At 40.2% G+C, this 26,666-nt stretch carries 21 protein-coding genes; 14 read left to right on the top strand and 7 right to left on the bottom strand.

Annotated elements, in window-relative coordinates:
• Positions 1 to 401: 401 nt before the first annotated feature.
• From CD33_RS03665 to CD33_RS03655, 3 genes are all read right to left on the bottom strand, one after another.
• Positions 402 to 1,970, bottom strand: a complete 1,569-nt coding sequence (locus tag CD33_RS03665; protein WP_036198378.1) for an ABC-F family ATP-binding cassette domain-containing protein — start codon at positions 1,968 to 1,970, stop codon at positions 402 to 404.
• A gap of 132 nt (positions 1,971 to 2,102) precedes the next feature.
• On the bottom strand, positions 2,103 to 2,291 hold the full coding sequence (locus CD33_RS03660; protein ID WP_036198376.1) for an SE1832 family protein: 189 nt from the start codon (positions 2,289 to 2,291) through the stop codon (positions 2,103 to 2,105).
• 172 nt (positions 2,292 to 2,463) lie between these two features.
• Complete coding sequence (locus CD33_RS03655) at positions 2,464 to 3,513, bottom strand: PseG/SpsG family protein (RefSeq protein WP_036198374.1); 1,050 nt, start codon at positions 3,511 to 3,513, stop codon at positions 2,464 to 2,466.
• Between the two features lie 152 nt (positions 3,514 to 3,665).
• Here CD33_RS03655 and CD33_RS03650 point away from each other — a divergent pair, with 152 nt between their 5' ends.
• The 3 genes from CD33_RS03650 to CD33_RS03640 all read left to right on the top strand — a co-directional run bounded on the left by CD33_RS03650 (position 3,666) and on the right by CD33_RS03640 (position 7,126).
• Positions 3,666 to 4,478, top strand: coding sequence for an NAD-dependent epimerase/dehydratase family protein (locus CD33_RS03650; RefSeq protein ID WP_036198373.1), 813 nt, complete (start codon positions 3,666 to 3,668; stop codon positions 4,476 to 4,478).
• Between the two features lie 175 nt (positions 4,479 to 4,653).
• Positions 4,654 to 6,492: a cation:proton antiporter gene (locus tag CD33_RS03645; protein ID WP_036198371.1), complete on the top strand. Its 1,839-nt coding sequence runs from the start codon at positions 4,654 to 4,656 to the stop codon at positions 6,490 to 6,492.
• Between the two features lie 91 nt (positions 6,493 to 6,583).
• On the top strand, positions 6,584 to 7,126 hold the full coding sequence (locus tag CD33_RS03640) for an NADPH-dependent FMN reductase (protein ID WP_036198369.1): 543 nt from the start codon (positions 6,584 to 6,586) through the stop codon (positions 7,124 to 7,126).
• 45 nt (positions 7,127 to 7,171) lie between these two features.
• On the opposite strand, the gene CD33_RS03635 is transcribed toward CD33_RS03640, so the two are convergent.
• Positions 7,172 to 8,575 carry an MATE family efflux transporter gene (locus CD33_RS03635; RefSeq protein WP_036198367.1) on the bottom strand — a complete coding sequence of 468 codons (1,404 nt, stop codon included), beginning with the start codon at positions 8,573 to 8,575 and terminating at the stop codon, positions 7,172 to 7,174.
• Between the two features lie 262 nt (positions 8,576 to 8,837).
• Between CD33_RS03635 and CD33_RS03630 the strand changes: the two genes are divergently transcribed.
• The 3 genes from CD33_RS03630 (at position 8,838) to CD33_RS03620 (ending at position 11,240) form a co-directional block, all read left to right on the top strand.
• Positions 8,838 to 9,413, top strand: coding sequence for a hypothetical protein (locus CD33_RS03630; RefSeq protein ID WP_052129969.1), 576 nt, complete (start codon positions 8,838 to 8,840; stop codon positions 9,411 to 9,413).
• An 18-nt stretch (positions 9,414 to 9,431) separates the two neighbouring features.
• Positions 9,432 to 10,883 (top strand): protein adenylyltransferase SelO, encoded by a 1,452-nt coding sequence (locus CD33_RS03625; protein ID WP_036198366.1) that lies wholly within the window; start codon positions 9,432 to 9,434, stop codon positions 10,881 to 10,883.
• Positions 10,884 to 10,967: 84 nt separating this feature from the next.
• Positions 10,968 to 11,240, top strand: coding sequence for a DUF1292 domain-containing protein (locus CD33_RS03620; protein WP_036198364.1), 273 nt, complete (start codon positions 10,968 to 10,970; stop codon positions 11,238 to 11,240).
• Between the two features lie 174 nt (positions 11,241 to 11,414).
• Here CD33_RS03620 and CD33_RS03615 read toward each other — a convergent pair whose 3' ends face one another.
• Positions 11,415 to 12,227, bottom strand: a complete 813-nt coding sequence (locus tag CD33_RS03615) for a ZIP family metal transporter (protein WP_258516529.1) — start codon at positions 12,225 to 12,227, stop codon at positions 11,415 to 11,417.
• Between the two features lie 123 nt (positions 12,228 to 12,350).
• Positions 12,351 to 12,821, bottom strand: a complete 471-nt coding sequence (locus CD33_RS03610) for a staygreen family protein (protein WP_036198360.1) — start codon at positions 12,819 to 12,821, stop codon at positions 12,351 to 12,353.
• 630 nt (positions 12,822 to 13,451) lie between these two features.
• On the opposite strand from CD33_RS03610, the gene CD33_RS03605 reads away from it, so the two are divergent.
• The 5 genes from CD33_RS03605 to CD33_RS03585 all read left to right on the top strand — a co-directional run bounded on the left by CD33_RS03605 (position 13,452) and on the right by CD33_RS03585 (position 22,690).
• A complete protein-coding gene (locus tag CD33_RS03605; RefSeq protein ID WP_084591250.1) occupies positions 13,452 to 15,689 on the top strand; it encodes a heavy metal translocating P-type ATPase in 2,238 nt (745 codons plus the stop codon).
• A gap of 140 nt (positions 15,690 to 15,829) precedes the next feature.
• Positions 15,830 to 16,504 carry a YdhK family protein gene (locus CD33_RS03600; protein ID WP_052129968.1) on the top strand — a complete coding sequence of 225 codons (675 nt, stop codon included), beginning with the start codon at positions 15,830 to 15,832 and terminating at the stop codon, positions 16,502 to 16,504.
• 407 nt (positions 16,505 to 16,911) lie between these two features.
• Positions 16,912 to 18,108, top strand: coding sequence for an aminotransferase-like domain-containing protein (locus CD33_RS03595; RefSeq protein WP_036198358.1), 1,197 nt, complete (start codon positions 16,912 to 16,914; stop codon positions 18,106 to 18,108).
• Between the two features lie 217 nt (positions 18,109 to 18,325).
• A complete protein-coding gene (gene pbp4, locus CD33_RS03590) occupies positions 18,326 to 20,323 on the top strand; it encodes a penicillin-binding protein PBP4(5) (protein ID WP_052129966.1) in 1,998 nt (665 codons plus the stop codon).
• A 180-nt stretch (positions 20,324 to 20,503) separates the two neighbouring features.
• Positions 20,504 to 22,690: a DNA topoisomerase III gene (locus CD33_RS03585; RefSeq protein WP_036198354.1), complete on the top strand. Its 2,187-nt coding sequence runs from the start codon at positions 20,504 to 20,506 to the stop codon at positions 22,688 to 22,690.
• Between the two features lie 133 nt (positions 22,691 to 22,823).
• Here CD33_RS03585 and CD33_RS03580 read toward each other — a convergent pair whose 3' ends face one another.
• A complete protein-coding gene (locus CD33_RS03580) occupies positions 22,824 to 23,186 on the bottom strand; it encodes a winged helix-turn-helix transcriptional regulator (RefSeq protein WP_036198352.1) in 363 nt (120 codons plus the stop codon).
• A gap of 168 nt (positions 23,187 to 23,354) precedes the next feature.
• On the opposite strand from CD33_RS03580, the gene CD33_RS03575 reads away from it, so the two are divergent.
• The 3 genes from CD33_RS03575 to CD33_RS03565 all read left to right on the top strand — a co-directional run bounded on the left by CD33_RS03575 (position 23,355) and on the right by CD33_RS03565 (position 26,293).
• Positions 23,355 to 24,101 carry an SDR family NAD(P)-dependent oxidoreductase gene (locus CD33_RS03575; RefSeq protein ID WP_036198350.1) on the top strand — a complete coding sequence of 249 codons (747 nt, stop codon included), beginning with the start codon at positions 23,355 to 23,357 and terminating at the stop codon, positions 24,099 to 24,101.
• 541 nt (positions 24,102 to 24,642) lie between these two features.
• Positions 24,643 to 24,822 (top strand): hypothetical protein, encoded by a 180-nt coding sequence (locus tag CD33_RS03570; protein WP_036198349.1) that lies wholly within the window; start codon positions 24,643 to 24,645, stop codon positions 24,820 to 24,822.
• Between the two features lie 457 nt (positions 24,823 to 25,279).
• On the top strand, positions 25,280 to 26,293 hold the full coding sequence (locus CD33_RS03565) for a DUF3231 family protein (protein WP_036198348.1): 1,014 nt from the start codon (positions 25,280 to 25,282) through the stop codon (positions 26,291 to 26,293).
• The last annotated feature ends 373 nt before the right edge of the window (positions 26,294 to 26,666 follow it).

Genomic DNA, 26,666 nt, shown 5'->3' with positions numbered 1-26,666 from the left:
GGAAACTTAAATTTAATATTTTGCTAGTATCCAAAGTAGAGTATGAAAAAGGAGATGGGGGGCGGGGAAGGGAAGTTGCAGATTGGGAAAAGGCAGGATTATATTGCATTATAGAAAGTGAGTGTCAAATTATGCTTGTATTCCAAGTGATGCCGCTGCATAAAGTGGGATGATTATTTGCTTACTTCCATATAATCAACGGTGGTGGATGCGGTTTATTAAGGAAAGAAATGATTGCCGATAGGAAAATGAATTCATGGAAAACTAAATAATTAGAGCGGGTAGGATGTATCTCACACTTATCGAAACTTTCAATCCGGACCAACAATATACACCCCCAGACCCTCAAGCAAACCAAAAAAACGGACCGAGCCAAAAATCGGCTCTAATCCGTATCAATCCTATAAATCTGTTTTCCCGGTTGTAAACCAGTCTTGAACGTTCCAAACTTTTGTTGCCAAGCCTTCATAGAATTCAGGTTCATGCGATACTAAGACAATTGTTCCTTTAAATTCCTTCATGGCGCGCTTTAACTCAGCTTTGGCATCGACATCCAAGTGGTTTGTTGGTTCGTCAAAGATTAACCAGTTTGTTTCATCCATCATCAGTTTGCAAAGGCGGACTTTCGCTTGTTCGCCCCCGGACAATGAGTTTAAAGGACGTGTGATATGGTCTGTTTTCAGGCCTGCACGTGCTAAAGCCGCACGGACCTGTGCCTGTTCCATTGATGGGAAGGCATTCCAGACATCGTCAATCGGCGTGATTTTATCTGCTTTTACTTCTTGTTCAAAGTAGGAAGGTACCAAATAGTCGCCAAGTATTACGCTTCCATCAAGTGGTCTTACTTTTCCTAGCATTGTTTTAAGTAGAGTTGATTTCCCAACTCCATTCATTCCAACAAGTGCAATTTTTTCCCCACGTTCAATCATAAATGTAAGGGGAGGAAGCAATGGTTTTTCTTTATCGTACCCAATTACAAGATTTTCGGCTTCTACTACATAACGGCTTGGTGTGCGAGCCTCTTTAAAGCTGAATTCAGGTTTCACAGCTGTTTCGGGACGATCGATTCGTTCCAGACGGTCAAGCTGTTTTGCACGGGATTTCGCACGGCCTGTTGTCGAGTAACGTGCTTTATTTTTTGCAATGAAGTCCTCTTGCTTTTTAATGAATTCTTGTTGTTTTTCATATGCGTCAATATGCTGTCGTTTATTAATTTCTGCAAGCTCCAGAAATTTCTCGTACGTTGCTGTATAGCGTGTCAGCTTGGAGAATTCTAGTTGGAAAATGACATCCACTGTTTCATTCATGAACTCTGTATCATGGGAAATTAATAAAAAAGCATGTGGATAGTTTTTAAGATAGTTTTTCAACCAAGTAACATGCTCTTCATCCAAATAGTTTGTCGGCTCATCAAGAAGCAGCACTTTTGGTTTTTCAAGTAATAGTTTTGCCAGCAAAACCTTGGTACGCTGACCACCGGAAAGAGCCGCCACATCACGCTCCAATCCGATCGCATCCAGTCCCAGACCACGGGCAACCTCTTCGATTTTGATATCTAATGAATAAAAGTCCCCCGCATCCAATGCATCCTGAACATCGGCCATTTGCTCGAGCAACTCTTCCAGTTCCTCCGGAGTTGCTTCAGCCATTTTATTAGTAATTTCATTTAATTCTTCTTCTTTTTTATATAATGGAAGGAATGCATCACGCAACACTTCGCGCATTGTACGCCCTGCACTCAATACCGTATGTTGGTCCAAGTAGCCGTAATGTGTTCCGGGAAGCCACTCCACACGGCCGGTATCATGGATTGTTTGTCCAGTAATAATACCCATCAATGTAGATTTTCCGACGCCGTTTGCTCCAACCAATCCTATGTGATCGCCTTCAACGAGGCGGAATGAAACATCTTTGAAAAGAGTACGATCACCAAATGAATGACCTAAATTTTCAACTGTTAATATTGCCATACCAAATTCCTCCGATAGTAGATTTCTTGCTTTATCTGTCAATAAACTTTAATAATCGATTTCTATATCTAGCGCTATATAGATGGTCAACCTAAAAAACTGAAGCTCTATATCCATAAAAAAACTCGCGGGTTACGACAACGCCGCGAGCTGTTTGTTCAGTTCAGCAAGTTGTTTTTCCATGTTGGAAAGGCGCTCTTCCGCTTTTGCAACAGAATCAGCATGACCTGTACTTTCAAGCTTTTCTATATCGCCTTGAAGATTGATATAATCCATTTTTAATTCTGCAATTTGTTGTTGAAGCTCTGATTTCGTAGGCATAATTCCAACGCTCCTTATTCTGTCGGTACAAAAACTTAAAGACATTGTATCATAGGAAGGTGTAGTTTTTCATTAATAATGAAAAACCGGCATTACTAAAATCTATCAGCCTTCTTGCATAAGAAAAGCATTTTAAACGAAGATACTCGTCCAAAATGCTGTGAATGCAAATTTACAATGACACCATGTTATGGCGTTCATATGCAAAATCTAGAAGTAGTGACTTAATCACGTCGTTATTATCTTGAATTTCAAGCTCAAACTGCTTCCGTACAGCCCGTTCGCGTCTTGCTTCATGCAACAGCATTTCCATTACGGCATTTTGGATATTGGATTGTTTCATTTTACGGCCCAAGCCGAGATGAATAAACCCATTATGCTCCCTAGGGAAAGCGTTGTTCAACTCCCGTTCATTTTGTGCGGCTGTAATGCAAGGAATACCAACTGTTGCCACTTTATATGGGGTATAGTTTGCATTGCAAATGACAATATCGGCTTCGGGCAAAAGCTTTTCCAAAGCATGTTCATCCTTCAATATTTTTGTATTGCGGCGGCTCAGCACCATCATCTGCAAATCCTCGATTGAATGCTTGTACTCCCGATCAATTGCCACCGTCACGCTTAATGGAATTTGCAACTGGGTCAAGTGGCGCAATGTTCTGTAGGTTAGATTGTTTTCATCGCCATCTTCATAGGCGACAACGATATGTGGCGGATTTGATAGTTCATTTGAAACTCGTTCATTCGCAATTGTTTTAAGAGATTCCTTTACAGCAAAGGCGAAGCTGCCGGAAATAATATTTTGGGCGGTATTTTCCCTAACTTCCTCGAAAAGCGCAACGATATTGCAATCCGCTAGAATGGAACCTTCACCAAAATCATCAAAATGCACAATCGCTTTACAGAAAGGCCTCAGCTGTTCAATTTGTTCCACCAATGTATCTTTTCCATCCTGAACGATTAAATCGGGCTCAAGATTACGAATCTGCGTTTTTAATTCATTATAATTATCGAACAGAATAGGAGAAAGCTGTTTGTCAGTGAAAATCTCAATAGCTTCTTGTCCATCCTGTTTTAAAAAAATATATACACTTTCTTCTTCTTTTAATAGCCTTGCTAATATTGCTGCGCGTTCAAGTGGATAATATCCTTTTATTGCACTATGCTCAACGATAAAGGCGATTTTCTTTTTTAAAGAAGTGACACTTAGTTCATTCTGCATATAATCCCATCCTTTCCCAACTATTAATTAAATTATGGTGAAAAATTTGAAAGTATGTGTGAAAATTAACAATAGAGTCATTGCAAAGAGGTAACATAGATTTTCAATTTTATGCGCTAACATAGAGAAAGATGATAGGAAGTGAAAGAAAAATGGAAATGCGCTCAGCAATTGTTGTTGGCGGTACGGGTTTGGTCGGTTCAAACCTGGTAAAACTACTCTGTGAGAGTAAAGAATATGTTTCTGTCACTGTCATTGCGCGAAAACAACCAACATTTGAACATCCAAAACTAACTGTGAAATTACGCTCTTTTGATCAAATAGAAGAGAAGGATATTGAATTTGCTCATGAAATTTATTGCTGCCTTGGTACGACGATTAAAAAGGCAGGTTCACGCGAGGAGTTTGAGAAAGTGGATGTACAATATCCACTGCACATTGCCTCACTAGCCAAAAAATGTGGCATCATGCATTTCATCCTTATTTCGGCAATGGGTGCAAATGAGAAGTCGCGAGTATATTACAATCGAGTGAAAGGGAAACTTGAAAAAGAGTTGATCGATTTGGAGCTGCCTCAAGTATCCATCGTAAGACCATCTTTATTAGTTGGGGAACGTAATGAATTTCGGTTTGGTGAAAAAATAGGGGAATGGGTGTTGAAAATTTTCAACCCTTTACTAATTGGACCAATGAAAAAATATCGCTCTATTGAGGCCGCTCAGCTAGCATTGGCTATGAAAACAATCGCATTATATGGTGATAAATCACCTGTCACGATTTATAATTCTGCACAACTTTCAAATATGAAGATGCCTGAATTGCCTGAAGAGGGACTAGCTCCTAGTGAGGAAATTTTTAATTGGGGTAAATTTAAAGAAGAAGAGTTGACCCCAATCGATGAAGAAGTGGTATTTAACCGTGAGAAGCTTCAAGAGCTGCAAGTGAACGATGAAACGAAACAATAACTAATGAATATGGAATGAAAGAACGTCCTCCGCAAATACTAAACTTGTGGGAGGGCTTTTTTTTCATTAATCATTAAAAACGACAAATCATCAAAATAGAATTGACGATTAATATTTGCTGTATGGGTTGAGTTATACGGATTCGCTTTCATCACTTGTAAAAAGGGGTAGTACAATGCTTGATTCAATACTCTTCCAAATCGTTGCGATTATCGCACTTGGAATTTTGTCACAATGGCTTGCCTGGCGATTTAGACTTCCTGCGATTGTCGTTATGTCGCTTGCAGGATTGATTGTCGGCCCTTTTCTCGGATTATTGAACCCGAAAGAAAGTTTTGGGGAGATCTTTAATCCGGTTATTTCGCTTGCTGTAGCAATTATTTTATTTGAAGGTAGTCTAAGTCTGGATATTCGAGAAATAAAAGATTCGCGCAAATCCATTTTCCGTGTATCTACAGTCGGTTCATTTATAGCATGGATTGCTGGATCCTTTGCAGCCCACTACTTAGCGGGCATCTCGCTAGATGTGGCCTTTATCATCGGTGGGATTTTTATCGTCACGGGTCCAACCGTTATTATGCCGCTATTGCGTCAGGCAAAACTAAAAGAACGGCCTGCAACAATTTTGAAATGGGAAGGAATAGTAGTAGACCCTTTTGGTGCCCTTGTTGCCTTGTTTGCCCTGCAAGTGGTGTTATGGACCAATGAATCAATCACCGGTCATTCACTTCTACTATTCTTTGGTGCGTCTTTCCTCTCCGCGATTATTGGGGCAGGGGCGGGTTTTTTACTAGGTAAATTATTGGAACATGGATATATCCCCGAATTCCTGAAATCACCCATTGTCTTGGTGACTGTACTTCTCGTATTTGTGTTGACCGATATGATTATGCATGAGACAGGATTGCTCGCCGTAACTGCCATGGGGATTATTATGGCGAATATGCATTTAACTAGTCTAAAGGATTTACTGCATTTTAAAGAAAATATATCGGTTCTTTTAATTTCCGGGGTCTTTATCATGTTAACTGCGTCTCTAACCGTTGATACATTGATGGATGTTTTAAGCTGGAATATGCTCATCTTTGTTTTGGTGATGCTATTTATTGTGCGGCCAATCTCAATCTGGCTTGCGACAATTGGTGTAGGCTTGACAATACAGGAACGCATTTTGATCGGATGGATTGCTCCTAGGGGAATTGTCGCGCTTACCGTTTCCGGTTTTTTTGCGAGTGTATTAAGAGAGGAAGGCTTTCCTGATGCAGATATCATTACAGCCTTGACGCTAGCGCTTGTTTTTGCGACGGTATTGGCGCATGGGTTTTCAATCAGCTGGCTAGCGAAGAAACTGGACCTTCGGGCAACCGATGAAGCAGGTGTAATGATTGTCGGGGGAAGTCGATTTAGTGCGGTGTTCGGTGAGGCTTTGCAAAGTTTTAATAAACCGGTGTTGGTGATCGATCGCTCTTGGGGATCTCTATTTCATGCACGCCAACTCGGCTTAAGGACGGAAGTTGGAGATATTCTAAGCGAAAATACGGAATATCATGTAGATTTGACACCGTATGAAATGTTGATAGCAGCAACGGAAGATGATGCTTATAATGCATTGATTTGCCAACACTTTGTGCCCGAATTGGGACGGGAACATATTTTTCAAACACCAAGACATACGGGGGATCCGGGAGGCTATAGCAAATCTATTGGCGGTAAAATTCTTTGCGACGGGGAATATGATATACACTCGTTGGATCGCCTCATTGAAGAAGGTTATATGATTCGGAAAACCCAACTAACCGATCAATACACATTGGGTGATTTTATTGGGGACAAGGAACATAAAACAATCCCATTATTTGCCGTGGATAGTGAGAATAATTTAGTTTTTTTGGCTACTGCAAAAAAGCGTTCCTTTGACGCCGGAACGACCATCGTAAGCCTGTCCTCACCAACCCGAATGATGGAAAAGGCGATGGAGAGGGCGACAAATACCGAAAATCCGCCAAAAGACTGAATTTTAATTAATCTAAACCGGTTCCCTATTCCACTTCCGCCGCATCTGATAAAATAACGGTTGGAAATAAAAAGGTGGAGGAAACACAATAATGAAAATATTACTTGTTGATGGCACTGTATTCGGAAAGAAAACAGGCGCAATCTTGCGACAAATTGAACAATATATCAAGGAAATTAATAATGATTTACAGCTAGAAATTTTATATTTTGCCGATTTAAAACATCAAATTCTGGATGGTAGCCCGCTAAACGAAGATATGCAAAAAATGATTCGAAAATTCGAGGAAGCGGACGGATATATTATCTCGACGCCGATTTATCAAGCATCCATTCCTGGAGTATTGAAAAATGCGTTTGATATGATCAATCCCAAGGCAATGAGATATAAACCGGTCTCTATGGTTGCCAATGGTGGTACATACCAACATCATTTAGTAGTCGAAAATCAGTTGAGACCTATTCTGGATTATTTCCGTTGCTTAGTAACACCCAATTATGTCTATACGCACTCATCCCACTTCGATGAAAACGATATGATTGTAGATGAGGAAATCCAGGAGCGATTGCAGGAATTGGCCTATGTATTCGTACAGTACTGTAAATTAAGTGAAACATTGCCGAATAAAGACTAAAAAAAATGGATCTCGCATCAATAGGAGATCCATTTTTATTTGCTCTTATGGGAGTGCAGGTGTTTCTTTTAACTCAATTTCAACCTTGTCGTCCGTGGATGGTGAAACTAATGCATGATGCTCCCATTTGCGACTTTTCCATCTGAATAGCATGATAATTGCCCGAGTCCATTCATCGGCTGCAATAGCAAGCCATACCCCGACTAAACCTAAATCGAAAACGAAGACAAGTAAATAGCCTAAAGGTACACTCATGCAAACCATCGACAGGAATCCGATTTTCACCGGGAATCTCGCATCACCTGAAGCGCGTAACGAGTTAATTATTGTTATGTTAATTGTGCGTCCAGTTTCTAATAATAAACTTAATAACAACACTGAAGCACCGAACTTGATCACTTCTGGATTGTCAGTAAATAGACTCATTAAAGGAACGCGGAATATTGTTACAAGAGTTGCAATAACAGCGGTAAAGATAAGTGCGGCCTTCACACTGAACCATAGCTGCTTATAAGCTGCTTCCTTTTCCCCTGAACCGACCAAGCGGCCAGTAATAATTGAAGTCCCCATTCCGATGGCCAGAGCAAACAAATACGTAAACATAGAGATGTTATTTGCATATTGTCTTGCTGCCAGCGCTTCAGCGCCAAGATATGTTACATAGTACAAGAAAATAATTTGGCATAGTTGGTACAAAATCTGTTCTAGGGCACTTGGTATCCCGATGGATAAGATTTTTTTCACATAATCCTTTGAAAAGGTAATGTAATACTCGAATTTTATTTTTATCTCCAAGGCTTGATAAAGTAGCCATAGGAACACGAACACGGCAAGTAATCGACTGACTACTGAAGAAATCGCTGCACCTTGCACACCAAGCTCCGGTGCACCAAAATTACCGAAAATTAAAACGTAATTCGCAGCAACGTGGAATATGTTCATTCCTAAAGAAACATACATGGTTTGCTTCGTCCATCCGTGCACGCGGATGATTGCCGCTAATGAATTGATGATGGCCTGCAGGAAGATTCCTCCACCTACAATGATCAAATAGCTTTGTGCATGCTCAAGTACTGCACCTTGCAAATTCATCATCTTCATTAAATGCTTTGATGACAAAATAAAAACGACCGACATTGCAAGTCCGACGCATAGGTTCAAAGTAACTGCTAATGCTGAAATTTTAGCGGCTTCAAAATATCGACGTGAGCCAAGATACTGGGAGACAACAATTGCAGCACCATTTCCAACTACTTCTAATATTAAAATCGCGATGTGTATATATTGATTGGCTGTACCGACACCTGAAACCGCATCATCCGAGACGGCGCTCAACATAAAGGTATCGGCCAGCCCCATTAACATAAATAAGAAAACTTCCAGAAAAATTGGCCATGTTAAATGGAACAAGCTTAGCTTTTCAGCAGGTTTTTTAAGTGTTTCACTCATTCATCTTCCTCTTTCTTTAGAGATATCTGTATAGAAAAACTTCACTTCGATGAAAGTTGGTCGAAATGTCTTTTTCTAACATCGAGCAATATCTTATCACAAAAGTGATATAAAAAATATAAAATTATTATTTAATTTATGTAAACGTTTTATATGAAGAAAATACGCTCTTTTTAAGTAAATCCATAAAAAGAGGGAATAGTTTGGCTGAAACTACCAATGAGGGGGTGCGTTATAATTACCATATAAGGAGGTTTTATGATTGATTGCTTTCTTTTTCGCAGCCGCGCTCATAGGATTCCTTTTCCTCTTGTTTTTGCGTGAACCAATAGCTGATCGCGTTAACGGAAATAATGCACTTGAAAAAAAACTGCAAAAGTTAAAATGGTTTCAAAAAAGTTATTTGGCCGGAATTATGTTACTTTTAATAAATGCCGCTTTGTTTTTTGGGTGCCTTGGGATTCTATATGCATTGACCCTTGTTTTTATACCTTATATCCATCTCCTCGTGATGATCGTGGCAGTGGTTCTGAGCATATGGGTTTGGATTGGCTTTAATAAAGCATGGATGGGATCGAATGGGGAACGAATCATACTTGCACTGATCGGCAGCAGTTTTTATTTCGGATTAACTATACTATTTGTATATATGTATGTTGGAATTGAGCCATATTATCCAGGAGAGGATACTTTCATGAGATCGCTCGGCCTACTTCTGGCAAGTATTATCACGACTGTTGCTTGTATTGCATGCTTTATAATTACAGGTTTTTTTAACAGGATACTTAATTCTGGTGAACAGTATAATACAGCTACCAAGGCTAAAAATAGTCAATAAAAGAGAGAAGAGGATACTATGGGATTTGGATGGAATTTTGATAATAGTTATGCAAGGCTTTCGGATACGCTCTATGCAAGTGTAGGTCTTCATCCTGTAAGTGACCCAAAAATCGTGATATTCAATGAAATGCTCGCAAAAGAGTTGGGTTTAAGCAGCGATGAGCTGCAAAGTGAAGAAGGAGTACAAATCCTGGCCGGCAATAAAGCACCGGAGGGATCGTTTCCAATGGCGCAAGCCTATGCAGGGCATCAATTTGGTTACTTCACGATGCTTGGGGATGGGCGGGCCCTTTTATATGGAGAACAGATGACCCCAGAGAACGAACGATTCGATATCCAGCTGAAGGGGGCAGGAAGAACGCCTTTCTCACGCGGAGGAGATGGTCGGGCAGCACTCGGACCAATGCTAAGGGAATATATTATTAGTGAAGCGATGCATGGATTGGGGATTCCTACTACCCGAAGTTTGGCTGTTGTTTCAACAGGAGAGAAAATCATCCGCGAAACGGATCTCCCAGGTGCCATTTTGACGCGTGTTGCTTCCAGCCATATTCGTGTCGGGACATTCCAATATGTCGCCAATTGGGGTTCTTTTGAGGATCTTCAATCTTTGGCGAGTTATACAATCATCCGACACTACACAGATATTCCAAATAGCGATAACCAATATTTGTATTTGCTTCAAGAAGTCATTAAGAAACAAGCTGAATTGATTGCTAAATGGCAGCTCGTAGGCTTTATTCATGGTGTCATGAATACGGATAATATGGCCATTAGCGGGGAATCGATTGATTTTGGACCATGTGCTTTCATGGATACCTATCATCCTGAAACGGTATTTAGTTCAATTGATACGAAGGGTCGCTACGCATATGGCAACCAGCCAAAAATGGGGCTATGGAATCTAGCGCGTTTTGCCGAGTCGCTTGTTCCTCTATTGGACGACGATGAGGACAAAGCGATTGAAATTGCTCAAGGTCAAATATCGCAGTATATGGGCCAATTCGAGAAGTACTGGCTTGATGGAATGAGAGCAAAGCTGGGTCTGTTCGACCAAGAAGATCAAGATAAAGAGCTGGCTGATGAGCTGCTCGACTTGATGGAAAAAAATCAAGCAGACTATACAAATACATTTAGTGCACTCACAATCGGTCAACATGAAAAATCACCGCTCCAAGGCAAAGATGGGTTCGAGGAATGGCTCCAAAAGTGGGAACTAAGACGCAGCAGGCAAACACAGAGTATTGAAGAATCTACGGAGTTAATGAAAAATAGCAATCCATCTGTTATACCGCGGAATCACCGTGTAGAAGAGGCATTGGATGCAGCCGTAAATGGCGATTTAAGTGTGCTGGAACGGTTACTGGCAGCGCTTGCTGATCCGTATGATTATTCATCGGAGTATGAGGAATACTGCATAGTGCCGGAAACACAAAAACGCCCATATCGGACTTTTTGTGGAACTTGAGGATATAATAGGTTTAGGGAAGCGATTCTCAATTATATTCCAGTTCCGGATACTAAAAGCATGAAATAAAAGGAGACTACGCTCATGGAAAAACACGAAGTAGGAGAAGTATTTACAATTACTGATGAAAATGATGAGGAAATGGAAGTTGAAGTTCTAGCTTCCATCAATATCGAAGGTACGGAATACGTGGCAGTCGGTTTTGTAGACGACATTCAGGAGGATACGGAAGCAGATATCGATGTTTTCTTCCTGAAAGTGGATAGTGAAGGCGATTTTAGCGCGGTCGAAAGTGATGAAGAATTCGATAAGGTATCGGCTGCCTTCGATGAAATCATGGATGAAGAGGAAATATAGTTAGTTGATTCAAGGGGCGTCTCCAAACAGAATTGGAGGCGTCTTTTTTTGGGAAGAAAAGGAGTAATTCGCCCGTAAAGAGGAAAAAACCGCTCATAAACGGGCGAAAGTCGCTCGTAATAGATTGAAAACGCTCATAGCTCAATAATACTTGGGGATGCCGACCCCCAAGTATTAGCCCAATGCAACATCCAATATCATCATCAAAGTAAAGCCGATCATTAAACTCATGACGGCAAGGTCTTTATTTCCTTCTTCTTGTGAACTTGGAATTACTTCTTCTGCCACAACAAAAATCATGGCACCTGCTGCAAAAGCTAAAGCGAGGGGCAATAGCGGCTCAATATATGCCACAGCCAGAAATCCGATTATTGCTGAAATGGGCTCAACCATTCCTGAAAACTGGCCAAAGAGAAAGCTTCTTTTCTTTGAGAGTCCATCCCGTAGCAAAGGCATCGACACAGCAGCACCTTCAGGGATATTTTGGATCCCGATTCCGATGGCTAAAGCCAGGGCACCTGCCAGTGAAGCGGAAGGCGAGCCAAGGGCAACGGCACCAAAAGATACACCGATGGCCAAGCCTTCAGGGATGTTATGCAATGTAATCGCGAGAACGAGCAAAGTACTTCTCTTTCGTTTTTTTGGACGAATTCCTTCTGCACTATTGAGTGGTGCGTTGGGATGGAGGTGGGGGAGCAGTTTATCAATCAAGTAAATGAATTCTCCCCCCAGCAAAAATCCAACTGCTACTGGAAGCCAAGCTGGCAGACTTCCGCCTTCAGCCATCTCCAAAGCGGGGGCTAATAGAGACCAAAAGCTTGCGGCAATCATTACACCACCAGCAAAGCCGAGCATACTATCCAAAAACTTTTGATTGAAGGTCTTGGTTGTAAATACTAGAGCAGCACCTAATGCCGTCATTCCCCAAGTAAATAGTGTGGCAATTATTACTTGAAGGAGTGGATCAAGCTCTAAAATTAAGTCCATCAATGGCTCTATCCCCTTTACAAACTTTCATATTAAATGTTTCCTTAGTGAAAATTTTAATCTGAATAAACTGGAAAATCAATGGAAATGGATGGGGTTCAGCTTATCAAACTAGTAAATGAATTAAATTTCAAACTGAAATTGATTCAAATAATGTTGTGGGGTGCCATAATTATAGATTTCCCTAAATTGTGGATAGGTAGACTCAAAGAGGATGTAGATTGGTGCATCAAGGAGCAGCGGGTAGTTTGATAAAAATAATCGGTCTCCAAAAACGATGCCTTGCAGTGCGCCATTCATGTGTTTTTTAAATTGATTGTATCGCTTGTGTGCTTCTTCCTCTGTATACTCTCCATTGTCTACGTAGACTTTACCCATTAATCGATATTCCCAATCATTTTGCCATTGTGCAATGATTTCATCACGCAATTCCCCATTGATAGCCTCATAATTAAAATCAATTCCAATATCGAGAAAAAGTTGACCGGTTCCATCTGAATGTGTCAGTGTATATTTTCTTCCCATTAAAGGGTCGATAGGACTTGCGGGTAGAATAAATCTCACTTGCATCATTTGGGGATTGAAATCCTCCATTTAATTCGCCTCCTAAAAATCGGTTAACCGTAAAAGTAAATATCGAGCTAATATATGGCGCAAATACTCGGAAGGTTAGTCAATTTCGTTTCTTAGTTTAAAAGGGTGTGTTAAAGGAACTACATATAGCAAATGAATCGAATGTTTTCTATGCGACTAACATAATTTATATGGACAAGCAGTGAAAGATAGAACGGAGTTGAAGAAACTGGATAAAACGATTGAAAACTTAACGAACAAAAAACAGTGCCGAAAAAGCCATCATCCAGAACTTAGTAGAATGTTTGACAATATTATAGCCCTGCATCGAATTTGTAAAGGAGCGATGGATATATGGAAAACGTGATATTGGTAGTCAAAGGAATGTCTTGTGGACATTGCAAAAAAAACAGTGGAAAGAAGTGTCGGTGAGCTAAGAAAATGAGGTGTATGGAGATCTTGAAACGGGCAAAGTAAACATTTCTTATAATGAACGGAAAATCATGCTTACACAAATTAAGGAAGCGATTGATGACCAAGGATACGTAGTTCAGTAATAAAACTGCTTCAAGAGTAGAGTGCTCGATGACAGCTCTCTCTTTTGACATATATCTATAGCCCTAATCGGTATTTGGAGGTTGGTGGAACAAAATGATGAATGCCCAGGCAACAAGTTTGCAAATTACTGGCATGACATGTGCAGCCTGTGCTGCCCGAATTGAAAAAGGCCTTCATAAAATGGACGGCGTAACGATGGCCAATGTCAACTTAGCCTTGGAGAATGCGACAGTCGAGTTTGATTCAAGTCGAGTTGCTGTGTCCGATATCATAAGCCGGGTGGAAAAGTTGGGCTATGGGGCACAGGTTAAGGAGAATGATCAGGCGGTGTTCAACCACCGCGAAGAAGCGATACAAAAGCAAAAAAGAAAATTTGCCATTTCTGCAATTCTGTCATTACCGCTTTTATGGACAATGGTAGGTCATTTCTCATTAACTTCCTTTATTTATGTTCCTGAAATCCTGATGAATCCTTGGGTGCAGATGATTTTGGCCACACCTGTTCAATTCATCATCGGAGGGCAATTTTATATCAGTGCCTATAAAGCGCTACGCGATCAAAGTGCCAACATGGATGTACTTGTTGTGATGGGTACGTCGGCAGCTTACTTTTACAGTGTTTATCAGGCAGTTAATACAAATGCACAGCTTCATTACCCACATCTCTATTTTGAAACAAGTGCAGTTTTGATTACTCTTATTCTTTTGGGAAAACTTTTCGAGGCCAAAGCAAAAGGGCGTTCATCGGAAGCGATTCAGAAGTTGATGGGATTGCAAGCGAAAACGGCATTAGTGATTCGGAATGATGCGGAAAGAGAAATCTCGATAGAAGATGTAGTAGTCGGCGATATTATTTTAATAAGGCCAGGCGAAAAAATACCGGTTGATGGAGAAATCTTGGAAGGCAATACCGCTGTTGATGAGTCGATGTTAACAGGTGAGAGCCTGCCGATTGACAAAGAAGCCGGGTCTATTGTATTCGGTTCGACCGTCAACAAGAATGGTTTTATTACGATACGGGCAACAAAAGTAGGACGTGATACGGCGCTCGCCCAAATTATTAAAGTGGTGGAAGATGCGCAAGGTTCTAAGGCGCCTATTCAACGCCTGGCCGATAAGATTTCGGATGTTTTTGTCCCGGTCGTGATCGCTCTTGCCATTATGACGTATCTCGTCTGGTTGATCTTCCTTGCCCCAGGTGAATTTGGACCAGCAATGGAAAGTTTAATTGCCGTTCTCGTAATTGCCTGTCCGTGTGCATTGGGGCTTGCAACACCTACATCCATAATGGCCGGCTCCGGTCGTGCAGCAGAATTGGGCATTCTTTTTAAAGGCGGGGAACACCTTGAACAGACTCATCATATTAATACAGTCATTGTCGATAAAACCGGAACAGTCACAAATGGCAAACCTATTCTAACAGATGTCATCGTTGCCGAGGGCATGAATATTCGGATGCTCCTTTCATTTATAGGTTCAGCTGAAAAACAATCCGAACATCCACTTGCACAGTCGATTATTAAAGGGATAGAACAAGAAGGTATCAAGCTGCGCGAAGTCCGCGATTTTGAAGCGATACCTGGATATGGTGTCAAGGCAACGGTCAACCAACGAGCCATTTTGGTAGGTACACGTAAATTAATGAATAAATATAATATCAATATTTCCGGAGCACTCGGGATGATGGAAGAACTTGAAGCCGAAGGGAAAACCGCCATGATCGCGAGCATCGATGGCCGGTATGCAGGCATGATCGCCGTGGCCGATACGATTAAAGATTCTTCGGGACAAGCTATTGCACGCCTTCAGGACATGGGAATTGAGGTCATTATGATGACGGGGGACAATGAGCGAACTGCTCGGGCCATCGCACAACAGTTGGGGATTCAACGGGTTATGGCAGAGCTCTTGCCTGAAGAAAAAGCACAAGAAGTCAGGAAATTGCAAGCAGCGGGCAGGAAAGTTGCGATGGTCGGAGATGGTACAAATGATGCACCGGCATTAGCAGTGGCTAATATCGGCATGGCCGTTGGAACCGGTACGGATATTGCCATGGAAGCGGCGGATATCACTTTGATTCGCGGGGATTTAAACAGTATAGCGGATGCCATTATAATGAGCCATAAAACCATGGCCAATATTAAACAAAACTTATTTTGGGCGTTTGGCTATAATACGCTGGGCATCCCGATTGCAGCAGCAGGATTCCTTGCACCGTGGCTGGCTGGAGTGGCGATGGCATTCAGCTCCGTTTCAGTGGTGCTGAATGCATTACGCTTGCAAAGAGTCGAATTGAATAAGAAAGCAACAAAAAAATGGGATGTTCATTGAGCAGCCCATTTTTATTGTTTAATTTAAGCGTTCATTCCATCATCATTTCTAAAGTAATACCATTTTTATGAATAGAATCTGCTGGAAAGTTCAATCCTTAAACTAGTGGAGAGACTTGAGAAACTAGGAGGATTATGAAAATGGATAGTAAGTTACTATTAGTTACGATGACACTGCTTTCCGTACTGCTTTTATCCGCTTGTGGATGGGGGGATAAGGAAAAAAATGAACCTACTGAAGCTGGGGCGGATGTGACAAATAACCTTGAGGGGACAGACAAACAAGTGGGTGAAGAAGCGGCCGAGGAATCTGTCGAACATGCAGGGCATGCTGAAGGCCAGCTGCCAGAAGGCTTAAAAGAAGCAGAAAATCCTAGGTTCCCTGTTGGCAGTACCGCAGTCATCAATGCAAGCCATACAGACGGCATGGAAGGTGCGATGGCTACTATCAAGGGGGCTTATGAAACAACAGTATACTCTGTTTCATATAAGCCGACCAATGGTGATGAATTTGAAGAAAATCACAGATGGTTTGTAGAGGGAGAGATCTCGGGGATGGATGATGAGAAAATCGATGTTGGCTCGGATGTCATCATCAATGTCAACCATCTGGACGGAATGCAGGGTGCTGAAGGTTCCGTTGATACGGTGGAAGATACAACAGTCTACGTAGTCGATTATACAAATTCCCTAGGTGAAACTGTAACAAATCATTTATGGCTCAAGGAAAGCGAGCTGGAAACTGAAGAAGAATCCGATTATGACACGGATTGGGATGGTAATTCAGATTCAGGTTCAAATTCAGATTCCCAATAAAACATGGCGGTCCAGTTCTTGTAAAAAGAACTGGGCTATTTTTTTATAAGGAATGATCATATTCGGATCAACAATCATTGTGAGCGGAAGCTAATCTGAAGTGACATGAGTGTTGATTCCCGGGCTATCCTTGCGAGTTATTGAATTACTACGATATCCCCTATAATCTCAAGAAAATCAAAAAAGAGCATATTTCCATCACCAGGATGCGTAACGTAAAGAGTTCGAGCAAATATTTGCATTGGACTGCTAAAAATTTAACGATTTATATAAATTAGTCAAAATTTATTTTGAAATATTTTAAATAGTCTGATAAAATCATGTAACACTGATTCATTTTCAAATCCAATCCTTTGGAGAATAAGTATAAATGGTTCAGCGACTATCGAAAAAAAGAGGGAATTGCTATGAAGTACTCTGATAAAATATTAAATACTCCATCATCATTTATACGAAACATTTTAAAAGTGACCGATGTACCTGATGTCATTTCGTTTGCTGGAGGTTTACCAAACCCAATTTCTTTTCCAATTGAAGAATTGCAAAGCTCGATTAATCATGCCGTTGAAGAAAATGGGGCAAAATTATTCCAATATTCGACTACCGAAGGGTATTTACCTTTGCGACAATACATTGCAGACAAATATAAAAAAGATTACGGACTACACTTTGAACCGGATGATATTTTAATTACCACAGGCTCCCAACAAGCATTACAACTTATTTCTCAAGTACTCCTGAACAAGGGGGAGGGCATTGTGATGGAGGAGCCTGGGTATTTAGGGGCAATCCAGGCATTTTCTTTAGCCGAACCACAATTTTATTCGGTAACATTGGAAGAGGATGGCCTAGACGCCCAACAGCTAGATCGAACACTTGCTGCGAATAATAATATTAAATTTATCTATACAGTCCCGAATTTCCAAAACCCCACGGGCATTAGCTATTCCAAGGAAAAAAGGGAAGCTGTTTATGAAGTGGTGAATAAATATGATGTGGTGTTGATTGAAGATGATCCATACGGTGAGCTGCGCTGGAATGGGGAAAAGTTGCCTTACATCGGGGCAGGTAAACTGGAAAATTCCGTTTTGCTCGGATCATTCTCCAAGATCGTAACGCCGGGTATGCGACTTGGCTATGTGGTAACAAAAAATAAAGAGTTAATGCATCATATAAATACTGTAAAACAAGCAACGGATTTGCATACGAATATTTTCTCACAAATGATACTGCATGAGTATTTGGTGAACAATGACTTGGGCTCACATGTTAAGAAGATTATCAATCTATATGAAACTCAAGCAAATGCCATGCTGAATGCAATGGCAAAATACTTCCCATCTTCCGTGAAGTATACAAAACCAGATGGAGGGATGTTCATTTGGGTAACATTGGAGGAAGGGACATCTGCCCTTGAATTCTTTGAAAAAGCAATGGAAGTAAAAGTAGCATTCGTTCCGGGTGACCCATTCTATACCGATAAAACAAATGTAAATACTTTACGTTTGAACTATACAAACTCTTCACCAGAAATAATCGAAGAGGGGATTAAACGATTAGGAAAGATACTCTATTCCCTATCTGCCGAGAAGCAGATAGTGTAAGTGGAGGACGAAAGAGAAGCAATTAGGGAAGAGTCATATTAATTTATGGAAAATAACACTTGAAATTGTGTGAATTTACTTTAATAGTTATTAAATTTTGGAATTGAGTCAATCTAATAGAAACTCAATTCTTTTTTATATTTCATCTGAAAATTCTTAACCATATGCTAAACTGAGAGTAATTATTATACATTGGAATTGAACAGGGATGGTGTACATGAAGAAAAAATGGATGTGGATAGCAGGGTTCATCGCTATTTTGTTGGTAGCTGCCGGTTCGGTATTCGGCTATCAACAATGGAATGAAACAAAAACGAAGGAAAAAAAAGACCGGGTTGCACAGGAATGGGTGGCAATGTTAAAAGAGCAATCCTTTGAAAAAATCCCTGGGCTCGTTACAAAAGATTCAGTTGAGCAAGCGGGTTATACAGAGGAATCGATCGTTGAAAAGTACAAAGCTATTTTTGGCGGCATTGGTGTATCCAATATGGAAATCGACTATGAAGTGGATGAAGAAGATAACTTGGAATACATTGCCACATTCGACACCGTTTTAGGAACAATATCGGAAATCCGTTATAAAACGAAGCTCATTGAAAACGAGGATGATTATAAAATTGATTGGACAGCGGAATTAATCTTCCCCGGCATGCTTTCGGACGATAAAATTCGCTATACAGTTAATGAAGCAAAGAGAGGGGAAATCGTGGATCGATTAGGTTCACCTCTGGCGTTTAATACAATAACTTACCAAGCAGGGGTTGTACCGAAAGATTTAGGCGAAGGGGAAACGAGAACAGCAAAAATCGTGGCTATAGCAGAAAAGTTGTGGATAACGGTTGATTTTATAGAAGGTCAGCTAGGACAAAGCTGGGTGCAGGAAGAACATTTTGTCCCATTAAAAACATTGCCTTATGGTGCAGATACGCCAGCTATCGAGGCGGTTCAGTATCAACAGGTAGATACACGTGCATATCCATTGCGTGAGGCTGCGGCACACATCACTGGATATGTCGGCGAGGTCAATGCCGAGGATATCGAAAAGGACCCTACATTGCAAGCTGGTGATGTGATTGGTCGGACAGGATTGGAACTTGCCTTCGAGAAAGAATTACGCGGGCAAAATGGCGGGGAAATCTACATCGAAACGGCAAATGGCGAAAAAAGGGCTACAATTCAAAAGATTGAGAAGCAAGATGGACAAACAATCGAAGTGACCATTGATGCGAATCTACAGCAAACTGCCTTCGATGCACTTGGGAATGCTGCGGGATCCACAGTAGTCATGGAACCGAAAACAGGCAATTTACTTGCCCTCGTCAGCAAACCGTCTTACAACCCGAATCAATTTGTTGTCGGCATTTCGCAAAGCGAGTACGATGCCTACAATAATGATGAAGACAAGCCTTTCATTAGCAGAATAACGACTCGCTACGCACCAGGTTCGACGTTCAAACCGATTACTGCTTCCATAGGACTTGAATCAGGTGTGACGACTGTCGATGAAACACATCAAATTTCCGGACTGCAATGGCAACAAGATGCTTCATGGGGTAGCTATAAAATTTCACGTGTATCCGAAACGGCTAATGTGAATTTAAGGACGGCTTTAGTGAAGTCCGATAATATTTATTTCGCACAGGAAGCTTTGGAGATGGGAGAGGAGACTTTCCGTGAGGGTTTGAATAAGCTTACTTTTGGCGAATCATATGAATTGCCTTTGACGATGGAACCGGCTCAGATTTCGAATAAAGAAGTATTTGAATCCGAGATTTTATTAGCGGATACGGCCTATGGTCAAGGACAACTGTTAATGTCACCGATTCACATGGCAGCCAACTTTTCCGTCCTTGCAAACGATGGTGTATTAACTTACCCAAACCTCATTGCCGGTGCAAAAGCGAAAACAAAAGAAGTATTTGTGAAAGAAACGATAGATACAATTAAACCGATGTTGGTAGAAGTTGTCACAGCCCCAGAAGGGACGGCTCATGAATTGAATGGTACAGGAAATATTGCAGCTAAGACCGGCACGGCTGAATTAAAAAAAGCGCAAGGGGAGCGCGGAGTTGAAAATAGCCTAATCACTGTTTTCGATGCAAATGACTCGAGCTATATGGCTGTTTCGATTGTGGAGGATCATAGGGCAGTAGGGAAAACAGCGACGCAACTCATCAAACCGGTTATCCAATATCTAGAATTGTTGACGCAGTAAATAACTAACGGTGCCTTTTGAAGTTCAAAAAAAACGCATTAGCCCAAGATCCAAGAACAGGATTTTGGGCTTTTGAATATCGGGAGAAATGCTTTGAAGAGTTGCAGCCGAATGAATGATGAACCAGGGAGCTTATGCTATAGTAAACAAAGGGATTTGTATGAAAGGATGTTTTAATCAATGGCAAAAAGCTTAGTACTTGCAGAAAAACCATCAGTCGCACGTGACATTGCCCGTGTGCTGAAGTGTGATAAAAAAGGAAATGGTTATCTAGAAGGCACGCAATATATCGTGACATGGGCGTTGGGGCACTTAGTCACGCTCGCTGATCCGGAGAACTATGATGTGAAATATAAAACATGGAATTTAGAGGATTTGCCAATGTTGCCGGATCGTTTGAAACTTACGGTGATCAAACAATCAGGTAAGCAATTCAATGCAGTTAAATCACAGCTTAATCGTCCAGATGTGAATGAAATTATCATCGCGACCGATGCCGGTCGTGAAGGTGAATTAGTTGCACGCTGGATTATTGAAAAAGCGAAGGTGAACAAACCGATCAAACGCTTATGGATTTCATCTGTAACAGATAAAGCCATAAAGGATGGATTCCAAAATTTAAAGCCCGGCAAACACTATGAAAATTTATATCATGCTGCCGTAGCACGTTCAGAAGCGGATTGGTATATCGGATTGAATGCTACCCGTGCTTTAACAACTCGCTTTAATGCCCAGCTGAATTGTGGGCGCGTGCAGACACCAACAGTTGCAATGATTGCAGCCCGCGAAGATGAAATCAAGAACTTCAAACCCCAAACTTATTATGGAATCGAAGCACAAACGGAATCAGTAAAATTGACATGGCAAGATGCAAATGGCAATAGCCGTAGCTTCAATAAAGAAAAAATCGATACAATTGTAAAATCGCTTGGCCGAGATCATGCAAAGGTCGTATCCATCGACCGTAAGGCGAAAAAATCATTTGCCCCTGCATTATATGATTTAACGGAACTGCAACGTGATGCCAATAAGTTCTTTGGTTACTCTGCAAAAGAGACGTTAACGATTATGCAGAAGCTATATGAGCAGCATAAAGTATTAACGTACCCACGAACGGATTCCAGATTTATATCATCCGATATTGTCGGTACTTTGCCTGAGCGTCTCAAAGCGTGTGGGATAGGTGAATATCGTCCGCTTGCAAACAAAGTGTTAACGAAACCGATAAAGCCATCAAAAGCGTTTGTGGATGATAGCAAAGTAAGCGATCACCATGCGATTATTCCGACAGAAGGTTATGTGAACTTTTCAGCATTTTCGGATAAGGAACGCAAGATTTATGATTTGGTCGTGAAACGCTTCCTGGCGGTTCTATTTCCTGCACATGAGTATGAGCAGTTAACTTTACAAGCCGAAATTAAGGGTGAAAAGTTTATAGCGAAAGGGAAAACAGTCTTGCAAGCCGGTTGGAAAGAAGTTTATGAAAATCGTTTCGATGATGAAGATACGGATGATGTCAAAGAGCAGCTGCTTCCTCGTATAGAAAAGGGCGAAGTGTTAAAGACGAAACTGATTGCCCAAACTTCGGGACAAACAAAACCGCCTTCACGTTTCACGGAAGCAACATTGCTATCTGCAATGGAAAATCCGGCAAAGTATTTGGAAACCGGGGACAAGAAGCTTGCAGATACGTTAAAATCAACCGGGGGACTGGGAACAGTCGCCACACGCGCAGATATTATCGAAAAACTATTTAATTCATTTTTAATCGAAAAACGGGGCGGCAAGGAAATCTATATTACTTCCAAAGGACGCCAGCTACTTGATCTAGTTCCTGAAGAATTGCGCTCACCGGCTACAACCGCAGAGTGGGAACAAAAACTTGAGTTGATTGCAAAAGGCAAGTTGAAAAAAGATGTGTTCATTAATGAAATGAAACAACATACGAAAGAAATTGTTTCAGAAATTAAAGGGAGCGATAAAAAATTCAAGCATGATAATATTTCAACGAAATCCTGCCCGGATTGCGGAAAACCAATGCTTGAGGTGAACGGCAAAAAAGGAAAAATGCTCGTTTGCCAAGACCGTGAATGCGGCCATCGCAAAAACGTCTCCCGTGTAACGAATGCACGTTGCCCTCAATGCAAGAAGAAGCTGGAGTTGCGAGGCGAAGGGGATGGGCAAATTTTCGTATGTAAATGTGGTTATCGTGAAAAACTATCTGCTTTTGAAGCGCGCCGCAAAAAAGAAGGCGGAGGCAAAGTAGATAAACGAAGTGTACAAAAATATATGAAGCAACAGGAAAAAGAAGCGGAACCGATCAATAATGCGTTTGCCGACCTTTTGAAAAATATAAAATTAGATTAATATTGGGAAGCTAAAAACGAGCTATTTTGAATCCTTTTTGGATGACAATAGCTCGTTTTTATTCTAATTGCTAACTGCATGCCTAAACCTTATTCTGAAGGTATTGATTAAGATGACTAATACCTTTAGATCTCTATGAAATTGAAACTTGTTCTGGCTGTACAATTTCATATTCACCTTCTGCATACTCTTGCTCCGCATAATGGCTTCCCCATTGACAGAGCTCCTGCAAGATAGGTTTAAGAGATTCTCCAAGTTCAGTGGATGAATATTCAACCTTCGGCGGTACTTGATTATACATCTTTCTGCTCACAAGTCCACTGGCTTCCAGCTCTCTTAGTGTTTGAATCAGCATTTTCTGAGTTATATTTGGGATAATGCGCTTTAATTCACTCGTTCTCTTTGGTCCATTCATTAAAAAGTATAATACAAGGCCTTTCCATTTTCCGCCAATAACTTCCTTTGTCACTTCAAACCCACAACTAAATTTTTTCATGTCTAAAGCTCTCCATTCCCCATTTATTACTTTTTAGTTACTATATCACAAAAAAGTGGGTACTTCCGATAATGTGCTTATTGAAGGATACTATATCTTGTAAGTTGTTCTTCAAGTACTTAACGGTACTAGACATAAAATAAAATTAATTCTAAAGGAGTGTTAAGTATGGGTAAATTTGAAGGTAAAATAGCGCTTGTAACGGGAGGAACAAGTGGGATTGGTCTTGCTACAGCACAAAAATTTGTAAACGAAGGTGCATATGTTTATATCACGGGACGCAGACAAAACGAACTTGATAAAGCTGTTAACCAAATTGGCAAGAACGTAACCGGTGTTCAAGGTGATATTTCTAAGCTTGAAGACTTAGACAAACTATATGACATTATAAAGCAGGAAAAAGGTAAGTTGGACATTCTTTTTGCTAATGCAGGCACCGGCAACTTCCTTCCATTAGGTGAAATTACTGAAGAGCAGGTTGATAGAACGTTCGACATTAACGTTAAAGGAACCATCTTTACTGTTCAAAAAGCGTTATCACTATTCCCGGACAAAGTAGGTTCTATTATTGTAACTGGCTCTACTGCTGGATCAATTGGCAACCCAGCGTTTAGTGTATATGGAGCATCTAAAGCCGCATTAAGAGCACTAGTTCGCAACTGGATTCTTGACCTAAAAGGTACTGAAATCCGTGTAAATGTGGTTAGTCCAGGAGGTATTCTTACACCTGCATACGATGAGCTTTTTGGTGATGCACTTGAAGAGGTACTGGAAAATAGCAGAAATACTGTTCCAGCTGGAAAAGTTGGGACACCTGAAGAAGTAGCAAACGCTGTATCTTTCCTTGCTTCAGACGAAAGCAGTTACTTGACGGGTGTTGAATTGTTCGTAGATGGCGGGCTAGCACAGGTATAATTTCACTGCGCAGAGATTACAAATAGTCCCCCAAAAAGGTTAATGGAGATTTATTTGAAGAAGTCGTATAAAAAAGTCGTTTCCTTAAAGGACAGGGAATTCGACTTTTTTTATGTTTGAATTTGCTTAACGTTGTAAATTCGCATATTCCTGGGGCTACCACTAAATGACCTGTAAAAAAGATTACTTCGTGAATAAATAAATGTACTTAAAGTAACGGGTGCTTTCCTTGAATAAGGAAGTGCTTTATTCCATTATCGGACGCAATTCTTGAATAGAATTGTGCCTTATTCAGCAATAGGGCCAGATTGTGGAGCAACACAGTCACATGACTAAAATTAGGGATTTATTGGAACTTCGTACAGAAAAGAAACGTCATTTTTTTAAGTTAAATGAGGGGTGGAAGTTAAATGAAAAACAATGATACTATTTATAATATTGTCGTGCATGTTGTCAATTTACTTCTATTGGGAGCTATCGGTTTACTCGCGTTTTTCTCTGTGGTTAATATTAGCCCCCAGTCGAAGACTCCATTGGTGACATGTTTGCATTCGTTTTTTTTGTTTTCCTGCTCGTCATGTGGGCAGTTAATTACTGGCTCCAATACAAGAAGAAAAAATGGATTCTGCCAATAGCTGGAACGACCCTTTACATCGCCATCTTTTTGTTCGTCGGGGATGTAGTCATGCCATTCCTACGCGAAATAATAGAAGCTCAGTAATTATTGCATTAACGGTTGGGTTAGTGTAAGAAGAATGAAGTAAATTTAAGGTTATTATAGTTAATCCATTAAAGGGTGCAATTCTTGAATAAGAATTGTGCCTTCTTCAGCAATAGGGCCAGATTGTGGAATAACACTCGCGAAGCAAACCTCGACCGTAATCGTAACTAAGATGCGGGCAATCGTGAAAACCGTTAATAATCTTTACAGAAAAACAAAAACATATAGTAAATTGTACAAGCCTCGAAAAACTCATAAAGTTTATTCAGGGTAATTAATTGATTGATCTATAAAAAAGATGGTTTCTATTAATGAGTAATTATTATAATGAGATATATATTTTTAATATTGAAGGAATCTGAGAATAAATCCGTTAAAAGTCCACAAACTATGTCTCATAAAAAAAAGTAGTGATTGGGTTAGTTGTCCCAGATAAATTTACTAAAGAGGTGATTTCGTGGATAAGGACAAAAATAAAATAAAACTCACATCTTCCGAAATAGGATCATTATGGATGGAGTATGTAAATGGAACAATGACTGATCAGGTAAATAGGTACATGTTTTCTATTATTGAAGATGAGTCGATAAAAGAAATATTTGATGATGCTATCAAAACATTCGAAAAACAAAAGAATGAAATAATAACTTTTATCGAGAACGAGGGTTTTCCAGTACCAATAGGATTTACTGAATCTGATCTTAATATAGGTGCAGAGAGATTATTTACTGACATATTTTGCTTACAATATTTGCACATCATGACTTTACATGGTTTGTTAGGACACACAAGTTCATTAAGCGTTTCTGTCAGAGAGGACTTACGGTATTTTTACGATTCATGTGATAATGACGGTAAAAGGATGTATCATCAAACCGTAGAGTTAATGCTTGAAAAAGGAATTTTTCAGAGAGACCCTTTATTTTATCCTTCAAAAAATCCGGAATATGTTTCTAGTCAGGATTTTACGGACGGAATTTTAGGAAAAGGAAGACGTATAGCTGCTCCTGAAATCATAAGCCTATCTTTCAACCTTAAAAAAAGTATTATGGCTAAAGCTCTTTCTATTGGATTTAGTCAGGTCACTCAATCAAAAGAAGTAAGAAAGTTTTTAGCGGATACAGAGAAAACATCTGATACTCAAATACAAGCTCTTTCAAAAATAATGCACAAGGATAATTTACCAATTCCTAGATCGATTGAAACAGAAGTAACAGTTTCTACGGATTCACCGTTTTCAGATAAGTTAATGTTATATCATATTGGTTTCTTGTTCCAAACTGCACAGGCGTATCAAGGTGTAGGACTAGCTACAGCAATGCGAACGGACCTTGTAACAACTTATGAAAGCATCATTCTGAAAAATCTAATGGTAACAAAAAAATGGTTTAATCTAATGGTAGAAAATAAATGGTTAGAACAACCACCACTTGCTCCTAATAGAAAAGAAATTTCCCAAGATAAATCATAAAAATATGGGTTTGTATAAATGGTTAAGCGTCCATTTGAAAAACAAATGTGGCGCATAGCACTACGATGGTTTGTTCAAACGTAAAATATATCAAACGAATTGTATTGATTTTTTATAGATTCTTATCAATGGCAACGGAAATTAAAAGTAGTCATAATTCTAAGTTTTCATGGGGAAATTGAAAAAGTGATTCAACAAACCAATTAACAGTGGTTAATACCGTACTTAATTCCAAGGCTATTTGGTACCAAATTATAATCTTCGTTATTCAGCAATCGGGCGCTTTCCTTGAATAAGGAGGTAGTGACCCCTTAAAGTTAGAGTTTTTATTATGCAGCTAATTGGCTGGCATGTTTTCGGTAATTTACTGGAC

Source organism: Ureibacillus sinduriensis BLB-1 = JCM 15800, from assembly GCF_000772955.1.
Classification (GTDB): Bacteria; Bacillota; Bacilli; order Bacillales_A; family Planococcaceae; genus Ureibacillus; species Ureibacillus sinduriensis.
Note: the sequence above shows the minus strand (reverse complement) of the source record. Positions and strands in the feature narration are given on the sequence as shown.